The organism is Pseudosulfitobacter pseudonitzschiae (genome assembly GCF_002222635.1).
GTDB lineage: Bacteria > Pseudomonadota > Alphaproteobacteria > Rhodobacterales > Rhodobacteraceae > Pseudosulfitobacter > Pseudosulfitobacter pseudonitzschiae_A.
In genome coordinates this window covers 46,370-59,199 of the sequence record NZ_CP022418.1, presented here as the reverse complement: position 1 = coordinate 59,199, position 12,830 = coordinate 46,370, and the positions used below count along the sequence as shown (strand labels likewise).

Sequence of the window (12,830 nt, the reverse complement as noted above, 5' to 3'; positions counted from 1 at the left end):
GCCCCTCCTTGGTTGTTCGTTTGGTGAGTGTTTCAGAGAGCCGCAACCAACTGGATCTCCACCGGTGCATTGCCCGGAAGACCGGCCACGCCGATGGCGCAGCGGCTGCAAATACCCCGGTCGCCGAGCTGTTCCCGCAGGTAGGCCGAAGCGAAATCGGCCACCTTGCTGTGCGCGCCAAAGCCCTCTTCGGCCCAGACATAGACCGTCATCGTCAGCACGGCGGCGATCTCCTCGCCCACCTCCAGGCGGTCTTCCGCCGCTCGCAGCGCATTGGCGCAGGCCAGTCGTACCGCCTCGCGATGCGCCTCAATCTCGCCCGAGTGAACCGGCCCCTCGAACATCATCCGCCCGCTCTCGCGCGGCGTCATCCCCGCGGTGTAGATCAGTCCGCCGTGGCGTTTGGCGGCCACGTAATCGCCTTGCGGACTGGGCCCGCCGCTCATACCCGGTACCGCTCAACCAGCACTGCCAGCCGCTTTACCGCCGCCACCGAAGCCGCGTGATCCTGTGAGAAGTTGAGCCTGACGCTGCGGCCACTGTGCGGGCTGAACTCGGTCCCTGGCGTGACCGTCACCCCTGCCTGCTCCCGCAGGGCGGTCACGAAATCCCCCGGCGCAATTGAAAGCTCGGGCAACTCCGGAAACAGGTAACTTCCCGCCCCAGGCTCCCGCACGCTGCAGCCGTCGATGTCGCGGAACAGCGCCACGAGGTCATCCCGGATCGCCTGGTGCGCCGCGATCCGCGCGGCCATCCAGCCCTCCGGCTCGGCAAACCATGTGTTCAGCACCGCCTGGCAGTAGCCGGGCGCACGCAAGGACACGATTGCCTGCAACTTTTCCATCCGCTCGATCACAGCCGCTGCGCCAAAGGCCACGCCCAGCCGATAGCCGCTGAGCGACTCAGTCTTGGACGGGCCCATAATCGTCACCACGTTGTCTGCGTCGATCTTCTGCGCCCGCAGGTGGGTGTAGTCATACCCCGCATAACGCAAGCGCGAATAGAGCTGGTCCACGATCACCGTCGCCCCGTAGCGCCCCGCCAGCGCGGCGATGCGGCCGATCTCGTCAGCTGAGTAGACCACGCCCGCCGGGTTGTTCGGGTTGGAAAAAAGAAACACCTTCGCCCCCGCCCGAAACGCCTCTTCGAGAGTCGTTAAGTCCAGCCCTGCGCCCGACTTGGCTTCGGCGTAGTGCATCTGCACTGGCACCATCTCACCCTCGAAGAAATCCACCAGCTTGCGGTTGGCAAAATAGTCCGGCTGCACGATTGCAACTTTGTCGCCGCGTGCGACCGTGGTGGCTACGGCGAGGAACAGCGCGCCCTGCGTACCCGGCGTCACGATCATCCTGTCGCGCGCATCGACCGGCGCGCCAGTGAAGGCCGCCAGCTGTTCGGCCAGTGTCTCGCGGATCGCCATCGCCCCACGATACTCGGTATAGGCTTGTGCCCCACCCGCTTGAACGCCCGCCTCGAAGGCCTCGAAAGCGCCTGGCGCAGGTTTATGGGCATCGACATCCCCGTGGGAGAAATCCACCGGGTGGCCGGACAGAGGCTCGCCGATCATCCGCGCGCCGGCAACGGCACCGAGGCGAACTTCCTGTCCCGGGGCTGCGTCCACGCCCAGCTTTTCGAATTTTGCGGTGATGCTCATTTCTCGCCCTCATCGGCTTTGAAGTGTTCTCGCCGAGCCTAGTGCCTCGCCGTTACAAAAGTAAAACTGGCGTTTCTGTCTTTAAATGATAGAAAAACTATCTTATGGACACACGTTTCCTGCAGAGTTTCATCATGGTGGCAGAGTGCGGCTCCATTGCCGAGGCCGCCCGGCGGCTGAACCTCACGCCTGCTGCGGTCTCACAGCGCCTGCTCGCTCTTGAAGCCGACCTCGGCCACCCGCTTGTCGCCCGCGCCGGACGAACCGTGCGGCCCACGGAAGAGGGCCTTGCGATCCTCGAAAGTGCCCAAACCCTAGTCCAGAGTGCCAGGGATCTCAGGGCCGTGGCTGCGCGGGGCGTTCCCGCCGGCCAGCTTCGTCTCGGCGCGACCGCCAGCGCCATGACCGGCATCCTTCCCGGCCTGATCGCGGATCTGAGCGCGCAATGGCCGAACATCGAATACTTCGTTCAGCCGGGTTCCTCCCTTGAGCTCTATCACCAAGTGACGCGCGGCGAACTTGACGCTGCCCTGATCGTCAAGCCCACCTTTGCCCTCCCGAAGATCGTGGACTGGGCCATGATTCGCGACGAGCCCCTGATCCTGATCGGCCCGGCCAACATGCCTGGCGCGGAACTTCCAGTGCTGCTCTCCCGCTATCGCTTCATTCGCTATGATCGCAACCAATGGGGTGGCCAGATTGTGGATCAGTTTCTGCGCAGCCAGAACCTGCGGGTTCAGGAATGGCTGGAGTTGGACGCCTTGGACGCTATAGCCGCCCTCGTGGATCGTGGACTGGGTATTTCGATCGTGCCCGAATGGGCACCGCCCTGGCCGGAGGGGCTGAAGCTTTCAAAAAGGCCTTTGTCCTCGGAGTACGTCCGGCAGACGGGCATCTTGTGGAGCAGGACCAGCGCAAGAATGGCGGCGCTGGGAGCTCTGGTTCAACTTTGCGGGCCGCAAAGACCTGCGTACTAGGCTCCGAGTTGATCAGCGTGCCCGGAAACGCTTTGCCGTGACCGCTAATCTCGACAAAGTGCAATGATTTCGAGTGCAGCACTGCCCAAAACCTGCGATCTCACAGCACGGTTTCCATCTACCGTTTTCACGATACCACAGCACATCCTTTAAGTGGTTGTTCAGCACGCACTTTCCTGCCGAGTGTGCAGAGCGTCCCTAAAAGGAAAGTCCGGTTCCGGTGCGCCCGCTTTCCAGAAACGCGGCATACACCTCGTGCTCAGGTCAGTTGAAACCCATTGATCAGCTGATCGCATTCATCCTTGAAGATCGTATTCTGTCCGATCACGCGCGCTCACCCGCCAATGTACTCCCCAATTTTCGCTACCTCCTCGACACGTCCATTGAAGGTCGTGCCGATCAGGCTTGCTGGCGGGCTGGCGCAGAGCCGAAAAGCAAGCGAAATCCGAGCGTGGCTTCACTCCATCGGAATATCGCAAGGCACATAGTATCGCGGTGGCCTGACTCCGGAATATGGCTTTCCCTTTAGAATTTTTGCATATATGCAAATTTTTATTCCCTTGACCCAAGGCCCGGAAGGTAGAGAGACATGGATGCCGATCTGCTGATCCCGAAACTTGACCGTCCTGCGTCACAGCCCGAACCGCTTGGCGCAGTGCTACGCCGAACTCGAAAGACGCAGGCCATGTCGTTGACTAGCCTGTCCGACGCGGCCGCTGTGTCGGCGGCTTCCCTGTCGAGGATCGAGAATGGGCGCATGTCCCCTACTTTCGAAGTTGTCGTCCGAATTTGCGATGCGCTTGGCCTGACGATCACCGGTCTGATGAGTGGGCGCGATGTGGCACAGGGTGGTTTGCTGACGGGCGTTGTGCGGACTTTGCAGACCGCTCAGTATCACTACGAGGTGTTGGGACATACTGACGGGGCCGCTCCCTTCGTGACACTGCGCACCCGGATATTGTGCCAATCGCTCGCCTCGTTCGGCGAGATGCACAGCCATCGAGGATTCGAACAGATCGTCGTACAAAGCGGCTGCATTGCCGTTCACCTTGGTTCCCGTCGCCCACATCTGCTGGAGGAGGGCGAATCGATAGCCTTTGATAGCACGACGCCACATGCCGTCGTGGCGCCACATGGCGCGGCGTCCGTCCTGTGGATCTACGCTCCGGGCGGCCAAAGATGAAAGGGCGGAATGTGGTCATCGTCGGCGCCGGTGTCGTCGGCGTCGCCAGTGCTGCGGCGCTTGCGTTGCAGGGGCATCGCGTGACGGTCGTTGATGCCTCCACCGGCCCGGCCGAGGTCTGCAGCCGTGCGAATGCGGGTATTCTCGCCGTAGGACATGCTTCGGCATGGGCTGGGCCGTCGGCTATCGGGTCAATGCTGCGCGCCATAGCCCATCGCGAACCTGGCGTGCGGGTGACCAAATATGCGGACCCTGCGTTGTGGTCGTGGGGCGCACGCTTCCTGTGTCACTGCACCGCCTCGGCTCATGCCCGCAACACGTACAAGCTGCAACGGCTCAGCCGGATGAGCCGCGAGGTGACCCGAGATTTGGCAATTCGGCTTGGGTTGGATGATCTGGTGCGTCATGAAGGCGGGCTCTACCTGTTTCAGAACGAGGACCAGTTCCGCGAACACGCGGCGTCTGTTCGAGGCGGCAACGCTGACCTACACGGCGGGATGGTGGTGCTGGATCGCGCGTCCTTGATCGAACGCGAACCGGCCTTGGCCCTCGCTGCGGACAAACTTGCCGGGGGTATTTACAGCCCGATCGACTCGGTTGGCGATTGTCACCAGTTTACGTGCCAGGCCGCCGAGGTGCTGGCGCGCGACCATGCCGTGACGTTTCGGTTTGACACCCGGGTGACAGGCTTTACCCGGCATGGCGGCACGATCACCGGTGTCGAAACCGATCAGGGCGAGGTCAAGGCGGATGCTGTCGTTCTGGCCACCGGCGTGGAAACGTCCAATCTCACGCGCGCCCTTGGCTTTGCGCCGCATATCTATCCGGTCAAAGGATATTCCGGAACCTGGACCATCCTCGACCCGTCGCGCATCCCGCGCTTGCCCTTCGTCGATGAAACCGAGCTGCTGGCCGTAGCAAGGTACGACGGTCGGCTCCGTGTCACGGCGTTTGCGGAGTTCGCGGGTAGCCATGATCTGTCCCTGCCCGAGGCTCGGCTTGACGCCTTGCGCGACTACGTTGCGCGGCTGTTCGGCAAAGCGGTCGACCCTGACAGCGCCCAATTCTGGACCGGCCAGCGCCCCAGCACCCCCGCCGGTCCGCCCTACCTTGGCCGTGTGCGCAAATGTGACAACCTCTGGATCAACGCAGGCCACGGCCAACTGGGGTGGACCATGGCCGCTGGCTGCGGTGCCCTGATTGCGCAGGCCCTGACAAACGGCGCGACCGAGCTTCAAGAAGTTTCGTCCACTGCCTCATGGCTGGACCCGATCTGACATCGCAAAAACAGACCAATTCTCAGGAGAAGATCCATGATCACCCCCCGCACGATCAAATACGAAGACGCCGCACCGCTGGTCACATGGCCCGAGGCGGTCGCTGCGCTGCGCGAGGGTCACGCCCTTCCGAAAGCGCAAGTCGGTGACATCTTCCTCGGCCCGTCCGAGGGGTCGTTGCTTAGCCGGGGGGCCTTCATCGAGGGGCTCGGCTTCGGCGTGAAATCGGTGACGGTTTTCGGCGCCAACCCGGCCGCCGGCCTGCCCACGATCCAGGGCGCGATGTTCATGTTCGAACCTGAGCACGGGCAACTTGCCGCGATCATTGACAGTAGGATCGTGACCGAACTCAAGACCGCCGTGGACTCCGTGCTGGGCGCGACCTATCTGGCGCGGCCGGACTGCGAGACGCTGTTGATCGTCGGAGCCGGAACCGTTGCCCGCAGCCTGATCGATGCCTACACGGCCGTCTTCCCGTCGATCAGGACCATCAACATCTGGGCCCGCCGCACCGAACAGGCAGAAGCCTTGACCAACGCGGTCACTTTGCCCGGCATCGAGATCTCGGCGGTGGCCGATCTGCCCACTGCGGCAGCAAAGGCCGACATAATCTCGGCCGCGACCATGGCGCGTGAGCCCGTTCTTAATGCCGAATGGATCACCCCCGGCACCCATGTGGACCTGATCGGTGCCTTCAAGGCCGACATGCGCGAAGCGGACGATGCGCTGATCTCATCGGCGTCGCTGTTTGTCGACAGTCGCGACACCACAATCCACCACATCGGCGAGCTGATGATCCTGATCGCGAATGGCGTCATCACCGAAGAGGCCGTGCGGGGCGATTTTTACGATCTCGTCTCCGGCAGCGCAAAAGGGCGTCAGTCAGTGGATGAGATCACCCTCTTCAAGAACGGCGGCGGGGCACATCTGGACCTGATGACAGCCAGCTACATTGCCGAAAAGGTCACCCGGGCCGAGTGATCCTGCGGGATGGCAGCGCGAAAGGCGAGAACATGACATTCAAACGCACCATCCACGCGGTGGACTCCCATGCTGGCACGCCGAAGCGCGTCGTCACCGGAGCGGTGAACGATAACGAGCAGCATAAGCTGCCGCTGCGCGAACCACGTGGTTATCCTACTCAGTGCAGCAGCGTCATTGCTACGCCGACGCGTTTCGACCCGGTCCCATGATCCTGGAGTAGGTGGAGTGCTTAGGCATGTTCGGTGGCGGCACGGTTTCTATGTCACGATGCTTTTGGGAAAAGGCCTGCTGCCTATGCAGAAAGCCGTGACGGTGTTCTTGCTGGAAACGCGTGCGAGCCTGACACATGCCACCGCCGAATACCGGAGTGCCAAGGTCAAGAGAGTGAGGCACCGATAGGCGCCATGGCCTGCCTGCTGCCGCGACGAAGCCTCATGAAGCGGCGCGCGCGGTTGCCCAACCTTCCAGTCAAGCTCTGTCCAATTCTTTGATTAGCAGCTCACCCGAGAGCTCTGCGACGCGCTTCAGCCTCTCGGGTGCAAGGCCCGCATAAGCCGCGGCCGAAAAACCGCGCAAGGTGGTCACAACAAAATCGGTCAGCCTGTCCGCCATATCTGGGGAGCGTAGTGCGATCGCGGCATTGATAGCCTGTGTCATCTGCTGCGCAACCTTCAGGGCGGCCGCCCGCGCATCCGGGTCTGCTGCCCGCGCGCCTTCTGTGACCAAGCAGCCTGGACAGGCCGAATTCCGACTGTACTGATCTGCGGCTGCGGCGAAGAGTTGCGCGATGGCCTCGCCCAGCGGTCTGCCTTCACGAAAGACATCCCCGAGCGGGAGAGCCTGTTCGCTGACGTAGCGCTCCATGGCGCGCTCGAAGAGCCCCAGCTTACTGCCATAAGCGGTGTAGAGACTGGGTGGGTTGATATCCAGGGCCTCGGTCAGGGCTGCGACGCCGACGCCATCGTAGCCCCGGGCGTGAAACAATGCCTGGGCTTTCGCAACGCCCGCGTCGCGATCAAACTCCCGCCTGGGACGGCGCTGCCTCCTAGTGTCCGGCATTGTTTCCTCTTATCTGACGCCTCAATAGCAATCGCTACAGTATTGCTCAAGGCCCCTTGATCTTTGCTTGTAGTGGTCACTATTATAGGGGATACATACAAGGAATAACCCCGTGAGCAGAACAGACAGAAAGATTGCCGTCGTAACAGGCGGAAGCAGTGGAATTGGCTTTGCCATTGCCCGCAGGCTGGCGACGCAGGGCATGCGCGTCATCATCACGGGGCGCCAAAAGGATGCACTTGATCGCGCCGTACAGGAACTGGACGGTGATGCGGCAGGCCTCACCGCCGATGTTTCCAGCCCCGCCAGCCTGGAGGCATTGTACGCCGAGATTGGCAACAGCTTCGGTCAGATCCATACCCTCGTCGCCAATGCCGGACTTGGACTGCACGCCCCACTCGGAAAGATCACCGAGGCAGACTACGATCGGCAGTTCAACACAAACGTGAAAGGGATCGTCTTCACCGTGCAGGGCGCACTGCCGCTGATGAAGGCGGGAGCTTCCATCGTCATCGTCGGTTCGACATCCTCGATCGACCCCGGCCCTACCATGAGCATCTATGGCGCCACCAAGGCGGCCGTACGCAACCTGATGAGAAGCTGGGTCAGTGACCTCAAGGGCACTGGCATCCGTATCAACATCGTCAGCCCAGGCCCGACGAATACGCAGTCGTTGCGTAATGCCTTTGGCGAGCACGCGGCAGAGGCTCTTGCCTTTCTCACAGAAAAGAGCCCGATAGGCCGCATTGGGGAGCCCGAGGAAATCGCGGAAGTGGCCGCCTTCCTTGCCAGCGATGCCGCCAGCTACGTCAACGGTATCGAGATGTTCGCCGATGGTGGCGCTTCACAGACCTGAAAGGGGTGCCGACCATGTCCAAGAACATCATCAACCACGTGGAGTTCCCCGTCGCTGACGCAGAGCGGTCGCGGCACTTCTATGAAGCTGTTCTGAAGCCACTAGGTCTTTCGCTGGTCCGCAGCATTGAGCCGACGCGCACCGCACATGGCGGCGCAAGACACGGGTTTGGCAGGAATGGCTACCCCAGCCTTTGGGTTCATGAGCAGAAGGAAGCGAGGTGCCCGATCCATGTCGCCCTGACCGCAGACACCCATGATGGGGTGCGGGCATTTCATGTCGCGGCGCTCGCCAATGGCGGTACAGAGAATGGCGGGCCGGGCATTCGCGAACGCTACCACGCACGATATTACGCAGCTTATGTGCTGGACCCTGATGGCAACAATATCGAGGCCGTCTGTCAGACGGAATAACATCGGAGATGATGATACAAATGCGACGGGGCGGCCTTAAAGACAAGGTTTGCTCCGCCATGCCGGTTGACGCCGCTATTCGACATCCACGATCCGCGTATCGGCGATGGTCACGGCAAAGCCATGACCGAACAGCCCGCTGGGTGTCTGGAAGCCGACCCGAACCTCACCTTCAAGTACACGCCGGGCCGCTTCCGCTGCTGCCAATGCTGTGAAGGTGTATCTGTTCACCGTATCGAGCGCCGAGCGCACCACCGTGCCGTCCGCGGCGATGACTTCGACCGACGCATGATACCGGCTCTCTATACGCTCCTCGACACTGGGCCCCACGGGCAGATCCTGCACCTCGCCTGTCGGAAATGAGCCGGCTGTGACGTGGACGAAAGTTTCAACGTCGGGCACGCTGGTCGCATGGTGGATGGTCAGCAGGTCGGGCAGCGTCACCGGAAAGGATGACAGCGGCCCGGAGCCGAAATCAAACTCGCGCACATCTTCCGGGCTGCGTTTGACAAATTCACCCTGAACAAGATGCAATGTTGCCGGTGCGATGCCCTGACTTGCACTGATCGCCGAACCTCTCGACATTGATCCTGCTACATGCAGCGCGATGCTGATCTTCTGTGGAGCCGTGACCCGCGCAACGGCATGTCCCGCGAGGCTTCCCAGCATGGCGACGCTTCCGCCGCTGCCCGGCAGGAGCATGACATCGGCTTCTCGGGCGGTATTATCAAGCGCCAAAGCTTCGCGATATGTGTCGAGTTCGGCCGAAAAATCGAGGTAATGTACTCCGGCGCTGATCGCGGCCGACATAAGGGGCTTGGCCGTATTACCGAAGGGCCCAGCGGCATTCAGCACCACTGAAACGCCATCGAGGCCCGCCGCGACGGCATCCGGATCGTCCAGCGAGAACAGCCTGATGTCCGCACCGTAACGCTCGGCCAGCGCTTGAAGCCTCATTCGGTCTTTTTCACGTCCAGCAAGCAAAAGGCCGTGGCCCGACGAGGCGGCATGCTCTGCCACCATGGCGCCAGTATAGCCGGCGGCTCCGTAGATCATGAGGTTGGTCATTATGGTTTCCTAGGGTCTATTCGAGGTCTGCATCTATGCGCGTGATCAGCCCGGCGGCGTCGATCGTCAGGTCGAGGTGCCCGATCTCGTGGCCGAAACCCCCCGTGAAATCGACACGCAGCCGGGCACGGTTCGCGCCCATCTCTTCGAGAGAGAGGATGCGGGTTACAGTGTGATATCCGACGAAAAATCGTTCAACGTAGTCACGAACGCCTGCGCGGCCCTCGAACCTGTGGCCTGTCGACGGATCGTCGATCATCGTATCGATGGCGAACAGCGCCAGGGCCGTATCCACGTCGAAGGCATTGGTGGCCGCGATCAATGCGGTGGCAGTCTCCTGCATCCCGGATTTCATCGCATTAATCCTCATGCTGCCAGCTCTTGTAGACGAACTCGAGGCTGTAGCCGTCTGGGTCGCGCACTTGCGCCGCGTAGTAGCGCGGATCGTAGTGGAGTTGTGGGCCAGGAGTATGGATTTCAGCCGCCCCTGCAGCGAGCGCCTCGGCGTGGGCCGCGCGCACCATGGCTTCGGAGGTGGCGGCAAAGCCGACATGCACTGCGCCGGGTGCAGGGGAGCCCTGCCGCAGCCAGAAGAAAACTTTGCCACCTGCGCCGAAGCCCTTAAGGTCGGGATGCCCAGCCGGGCCCTCGCTGCCATCGTAATCGTGGCGGACGGTGATTCCGAGGACTGGCAGGACCCGCTCATAAAAAGAAGTTGAGCGTGCGGTATCGCTGACAGTCAGAAAGATGTGGTCGAGCATGGAGATCTCCTCAGATGATGTAGCCGCCGCCGATTTCGATGTTCTGGGCGTTGACCCAGCGATTGTCGTCCGAAAGTAGCCCTGCGACCATGCAGCCGACGTCGTCCGGCTCGCCTACGCGGCCGAGCGCGGTCTGTCCGGCAAGCAGGGTTTCGAATGCGTCGTTCAACCCGCCACCAAGTTCCGTGCGGATCGGCCCTGGCGCGACAGAGTTGGCGCGGATGCCGCGCGCCCCGAACTCCTTGGCCATGTAACGGGTCAGCACCTCCAGCCCGCCCTTGAACGCGGCATAGGGTGCGACGCCGCCAGTGGCCACGCGGCTGGTCGCGCTTGTCAGGTTCACGATGTGGCCCCCGTCAGCCATCAGCGGAAGCAGCACCTGCGTCAGAAAAAAAGGCCCCTTCAGGTGAACCCGGAACAGGCCGTCGAACGCCTCTTCGGTGACAGTCTCCATCGGTTCGTAGGTCCCATATCCCGCGTTGTTGACGAGGGCATCGAACCTTTCGGTTTTCCACTTTTCAGCCAAGCGATCAGACACGGCGTCGCGGAAATCCGCAAAGCTGGCGCTGTCGGCCACATCGAGCTTCAGGGCGACAGCCTTGCCGCCCGATGCCTCGATTGTCGCGACGACCCTTTGGGCGGCGTCCGAATTGTTGTTGTAGGTCAGGATGACCCCCATGCCGCGATTGGCACATTGGATAGCGGTGCTGGCCCCGAGGCCGCGACTTCCGCCGGTGATGATAACGATGCTCATTTCGATGTTCCTTCGATCATATGAGAATGAGATAGCCGCCGAGCGATGCACCTGCTCACCCGATCCCCCCCAAAACTTGCCTATTCCTACTTTCACGTTGAGGTCTTGCCGGACTGGTGGCAGAAGTGCGTTCATGGAAACGCAGCTTCAAGAACTCAGATATCTCGCCGCGCGGGCCGAGAACCGCCGGACCGAAACGGGTATCCCGCGCGTCGCCATGGTGCAGGGCGCGATTCCGGATCACCAGCTTGCCGCGGTCTACGACCCGATGGTGAACCTTATTCTGAACGGATCCAAGACCATGACGGTCGGCGACCAAACCTTGCGCTATGACCCTGCGACCTACTTCGTCATGTCTGTCGACTTGCCCGCAATCGGCTCAATTCATCCGTCCTCGACGGGGAAGCCCTATCTGGCGATCAGCCTGACGCTGACGCCTGCAAGTGTCGCGGACCTGCTGGCCGATCTGCCCAAACCTGCCGGGGGTGCTCTCTACGATCCGGGTTTCTCGGTTGCGCCGGTCACGCCGGAGTTGCTGGATACCTGGCTTCGCATGCTGCGCTTGATGGAGCGCCCCGACGAGATCGCGGCCCTCGCCCCAGCCTACGAGCGCGAGATCCTGTTTCGCGTCCTGCAAGGGCCAATGGGCTGGATGCTGCGGGACATCGCGACGCCTGACACAGCCTTGGCACGCATCTATGTTGCCATTCAGTGGATCAGAAAGAACTTTGCCGAACCCATGCGCGTCGAGACATTAGCGGAGATGGCGGCGCTCAGCGTGTCCGCGTTTCACCGTCATTTCAAGGCAGTGACGGCCCTTTCCCCGCTCCAGTACCAGAAGCATGTGCGGCTGCTGCACGCACGGGCGCTTCTGATTGCGGGAGAAGCCAGTACCACCTCGGTCGCCTTTGGGGTGGGCTATGAAAGCCCCTCGCAGTTTAGTCGCGAGTACGCCCGGCAATTCGGCCTGCCGCCATCGAGAGATGCCGCGAGGCTAAACCGCATTAGCCAGGTTCCGACCCATACTGCATCGTGCCATAGCTTGTAGGCCAGAAATCCAGCATCGACACGATGCTTCTCGACGCGGGCGCCACGTTTGCCGTGGGTCAACCCGTAGATGACATCAGGGCCGGAAAGGCGCTGTCAGGTGTCGGTCAGTTCCATCGGGTCGAATTTCAGCCGGGCATGGAACCGGGCCAGCTCGCTGTCGGTGGGCGCTTTCCCGGAAAAGGTTTGAACGTATCCCGGAACCCGCGCCATGCGGATTGCCGGCTCTTCGTTCACCTGCATGGAGATATAGCCGATCTGGGTCAGGTAGACGGTTCGCGCCCTGACATCCGCTTCATGCGGGGCATAACCGAATCGCTCGAACATTGCGCGGATAACGGCTAGGCGGCGTTCATCTGCAGCATTGACCCGAACCATTACAGCATCCGACTGACGGGCCCACCCGCGCACTGCGAAGTCCAGTTGCGGCTCGAATAGATCCCCGTCGTGAAAGACCACGATCAGGTTTAAGATCGCCTCTGTGATTGTCTCGGCATAGGCCTCGCATGCGCCGACAAAGGCGCCAGTATTCTTGGCCTCCCAATCTTCAAGAAGAGCGTCCAGCAACGCCTTTCGATCCTTGAAGAACCAGTAAAAACTGGTTCGGGACAATGACATCTGATTGGCCAACGGCTGAATTTTCACAGCATCAAGGCCGGTCTCAAGAAAAGCCTGCTTTGCCGCCGCCAGCCAGACTTCGCGCGAACCGCGCCAGCCGGTTGTCTTGTCACTCTCGTCACCAAGGATCTGCGTGTTGATCATACTCCTACAGTAGGTGCCTTGCGATGCGATCGGCA

General features: G+C 61.5%; 16 protein-coding genes. 8 read left to right on the top strand and 8 right to left on the bottom strand.

Annotation, left to right across the window (positions count from 1 at the left end):
- Nucleotides 1-32: 32 nt before the first annotated feature.
- Both SULPSESMR1_RS21150 and SULPSESMR1_RS21145 read right to left on the bottom strand, forming a co-directional pair.
- Nucleotides 33-446 (bottom strand): RidA family protein, encoded by a 414-nt coding sequence (locus SULPSESMR1_RS21150; RefSeq protein WP_089423053.1) that lies wholly within the window; start codon nucleotides 444-446, stop codon nucleotides 33-35.
- Nucleotides 443-1,654 (bottom strand): pyridoxal phosphate-dependent aminotransferase, encoded by a 1,212-nt coding sequence (locus SULPSESMR1_RS21145; protein WP_089423052.1) that lies wholly within the window; start codon nucleotides 1,652-1,654, stop codon nucleotides 443-445. The genes SULPSESMR1_RS21150 and SULPSESMR1_RS21145 overlap by 4 nt, the downstream gene beginning before the upstream one ends.
- 104 nt (nucleotides 1,655-1,758) lie before the next feature.
- On the opposite strand from SULPSESMR1_RS21145, the gene SULPSESMR1_RS21140 reads away from it, so the two are divergent.
- From SULPSESMR1_RS21140 to SULPSESMR1_RS25105, 5 genes are all read left to right on the top strand, one after another.
- A complete protein-coding gene (locus SULPSESMR1_RS21140; RefSeq protein WP_089423051.1) occupies nucleotides 1,759-2,631 on the top strand; it encodes a LysR family transcriptional regulator in 873 nt (290 codons plus the stop codon).
- A 589-nt stretch (nucleotides 2,632-3,220) separates the two neighbouring features.
- Complete coding sequence (locus SULPSESMR1_RS21135) at nucleotides 3,221-3,814, top strand: helix-turn-helix domain-containing protein (protein ID WP_089423050.1); 594 nt, start codon at nucleotides 3,221-3,223, stop codon at nucleotides 3,812-3,814.
- Nucleotides 3,811-5,091 carry an FAD-dependent oxidoreductase gene (locus SULPSESMR1_RS21130; RefSeq protein ID WP_089423049.1) on the top strand — a complete coding sequence of 427 codons (1,281 nt, stop codon included), beginning with the start codon at nucleotides 3,811-3,813 and terminating at the stop codon, nucleotides 5,089-5,091. Before SULPSESMR1_RS21135 ends, SULPSESMR1_RS21130 begins: the two co-directional genes overlap by 4 nt.
- A 36-nt stretch (nucleotides 5,092-5,127) precedes the next feature.
- On the top strand, nucleotides 5,128-6,072 hold the full coding sequence (locus SULPSESMR1_RS21125) for an ornithine cyclodeaminase family protein (protein WP_198362921.1): 945 nt from the start codon (nucleotides 5,128-5,130) through the stop codon (nucleotides 6,070-6,072).
- Nucleotides 6,073-6,104: 32 nt separating this feature from the next.
- Nucleotides 6,105-6,284, top strand: a complete 180-nt coding sequence (locus SULPSESMR1_RS25105) for a hypothetical protein (RefSeq protein WP_157729081.1) — start codon at nucleotides 6,105-6,107, stop codon at nucleotides 6,282-6,284.
- Between the two features lie 259 nt (nucleotides 6,285-6,543).
- On the opposite strand, the gene SULPSESMR1_RS21120 is transcribed toward SULPSESMR1_RS25105, so the two are convergent.
- Nucleotides 6,544-7,134, bottom strand: a complete 591-nt coding sequence (locus tag SULPSESMR1_RS21120; RefSeq protein ID WP_089423048.1) for a TetR/AcrR family transcriptional regulator — start codon at nucleotides 7,132-7,134, stop codon at nucleotides 6,544-6,546.
- A 112-nt stretch (nucleotides 7,135-7,246) separates the two neighbouring features.
- On the opposite strand from SULPSESMR1_RS21120, the gene SULPSESMR1_RS21115 reads away from it, so the two are divergent.
- Both SULPSESMR1_RS21115 and SULPSESMR1_RS21110 read left to right on the top strand, forming a co-directional pair.
- Nucleotides 7,247-7,990: an SDR family NAD(P)-dependent oxidoreductase gene (locus SULPSESMR1_RS21115; protein ID WP_089423047.1), complete on the top strand. Its 744-nt coding sequence runs from the start codon at nucleotides 7,247-7,249 to the stop codon at nucleotides 7,988-7,990.
- Between the two features lie 14 nt (nucleotides 7,991-8,004).
- Nucleotides 8,005-8,403, top strand: a complete 399-nt coding sequence (locus SULPSESMR1_RS21110) for a VOC family protein (RefSeq protein ID WP_089423046.1) — start codon at nucleotides 8,005-8,007, stop codon at nucleotides 8,401-8,403.
- Nucleotides 8,404-8,478: 75 nt separating this feature from the next.
- Here the strand turns inward: SULPSESMR1_RS21110 and SULPSESMR1_RS21105 are convergent, their stop codons facing one another.
- From SULPSESMR1_RS21105 to SULPSESMR1_RS21090, 4 genes are read right to left on the bottom strand one after another with little or no spacing between them, the layout of a single operon-like run.
- Entirely contained in the window at nucleotides 8,479-9,471 is a 993-nt protein-coding gene (locus SULPSESMR1_RS21105; protein ID WP_198362920.1) for a saccharopine dehydrogenase NADP-binding domain-containing protein, read from the bottom strand.
- A gap of 16 nt (nucleotides 9,472-9,487) precedes the next feature.
- On the bottom strand, nucleotides 9,488-9,793 hold the full coding sequence (locus tag SULPSESMR1_RS21100) for a nuclear transport factor 2 family protein (RefSeq protein WP_250161494.1): 306 nt from the start codon (nucleotides 9,791-9,793) through the stop codon (nucleotides 9,488-9,490).
- Nucleotides 9,794-9,830: 37 nt separating this feature from the next.
- Nucleotides 9,831-10,232, bottom strand: coding sequence for a VOC family protein (locus tag SULPSESMR1_RS21095; protein WP_089423044.1), 402 nt, complete (start codon nucleotides 10,230-10,232; stop codon nucleotides 9,831-9,833).
- Nucleotides 10,233-10,242: 10 nt separating this feature from the next.
- Nucleotides 10,243-10,986 (bottom strand): SDR family NAD(P)-dependent oxidoreductase, encoded by a 744-nt coding sequence (locus SULPSESMR1_RS21090; RefSeq protein WP_089423043.1) that lies wholly within the window; start codon nucleotides 10,984-10,986, stop codon nucleotides 10,243-10,245.
- A gap of 133 nt (nucleotides 10,987-11,119) precedes the next feature.
- Here SULPSESMR1_RS21090 and SULPSESMR1_RS21085 point away from each other — a divergent pair, with 133 nt between their 5' ends.
- Complete coding sequence (locus SULPSESMR1_RS21085; RefSeq protein WP_089423042.1) at nucleotides 11,120-12,034, top strand: AraC family transcriptional regulator; 915 nt, start codon at nucleotides 11,120-11,122, stop codon at nucleotides 12,032-12,034.
- Between the two features lie 95 nt (nucleotides 12,035-12,129).
- Here SULPSESMR1_RS21085 and SULPSESMR1_RS21080 read toward each other — a convergent pair whose 3' ends face one another.
- Nucleotides 12,130-12,795 (bottom strand): TetR/AcrR family transcriptional regulator, encoded by a 666-nt coding sequence (locus tag SULPSESMR1_RS21080; RefSeq protein ID WP_089423041.1) that lies wholly within the window; start codon nucleotides 12,793-12,795, stop codon nucleotides 12,130-12,132.
- Nucleotides 12,796-12,830 lie beyond the last annotated feature (35 nt).

Excerpts from the sequence above, each read along its gene's own strand:
- SULPSESMR1_RS21095 (WP_089423044.1), bottom strand. The coding sequence starts at position 10,232 with ATGCTCGACCACATCTTTCTGACTGTCAGCGATACCGCACGCTCAACT.
- SULPSESMR1_RS21110 (WP_089423046.1), top strand. The coding sequence starts at position 8,005 with ATGTCCAAGAACATCATCAACCACGTGGAGTTCCCCGTCGCTGACGCA.
- SULPSESMR1_RS21105 (WP_198362920.1), bottom strand. The coding sequence starts at position 9,471 with ATGACCAACCTCATGATCTACGGAGCCGCCGGCTATACTGGCGCCATG.
- SULPSESMR1_RS25105 (WP_157729081.1), top strand. The coding sequence starts at position 6,105 with ATGACATTCAAACGCACCATCCACGCGGTGGACTCCCATGCTGGCACG.
- SULPSESMR1_RS21125 (WP_198362921.1), top strand. The coding sequence starts at position 5,128 with ATGATCACCCCCCGCACGATCAAATACGAAGACGCCGCACCGCTGGTC.
- SULPSESMR1_RS21150 (WP_089423053.1), bottom strand. The coding sequence starts at position 446 with ATGAGCGGCGGGCCCAGTCCGCAAGGCGATTACGTGGCCGCCAAACGC.
- SULPSESMR1_RS21090 (WP_089423043.1), bottom strand. The coding sequence starts at position 10,986 with ATGAGCATCGTTATCATCACCGGCGGAAGTCGCGGCCTCGGGGCCAGC.
- SULPSESMR1_RS21145 (WP_089423052.1), bottom strand. The coding sequence starts at position 1,654 with ATGAGCATCACCGCAAAATTCGAAAAGCTGGGCGTGGACGCAGCCCCG.
- SULPSESMR1_RS21080 (WP_089423041.1), bottom strand. The coding sequence starts at position 12,795 with ATGATCAACACGCAGATCCTTGGTGACGAGAGTGACAAGACAACCGGC.
- SULPSESMR1_RS21130 (WP_089423049.1), top strand. The coding sequence starts at position 3,811 with ATGAAAGGGCGGAATGTGGTCATCGTCGGCGCCGGTGTCGTCGGCGTC.
- SULPSESMR1_RS21140 (WP_089423051.1), top strand. The coding sequence starts at position 1,759 with ATGGACACACGTTTCCTGCAGAGTTTCATCATGGTGGCAGAGTGCGGC.
- SULPSESMR1_RS21135 (WP_089423050.1), top strand. The coding sequence starts at position 3,221 with ATGGATGCCGATCTGCTGATCCCGAAACTTGACCGTCCTGCGTCACAG.
- SULPSESMR1_RS21120 (WP_089423048.1), bottom strand. The coding sequence starts at position 7,134 with ATGCCGGACACTAGGAGGCAGCGCCGTCCCAGGCGGGAGTTTGATCGC.
- SULPSESMR1_RS21085 (WP_089423042.1), top strand. The coding sequence starts at position 11,120 with ATGGAAACGCAGCTTCAAGAACTCAGATATCTCGCCGCGCGGGCCGAG.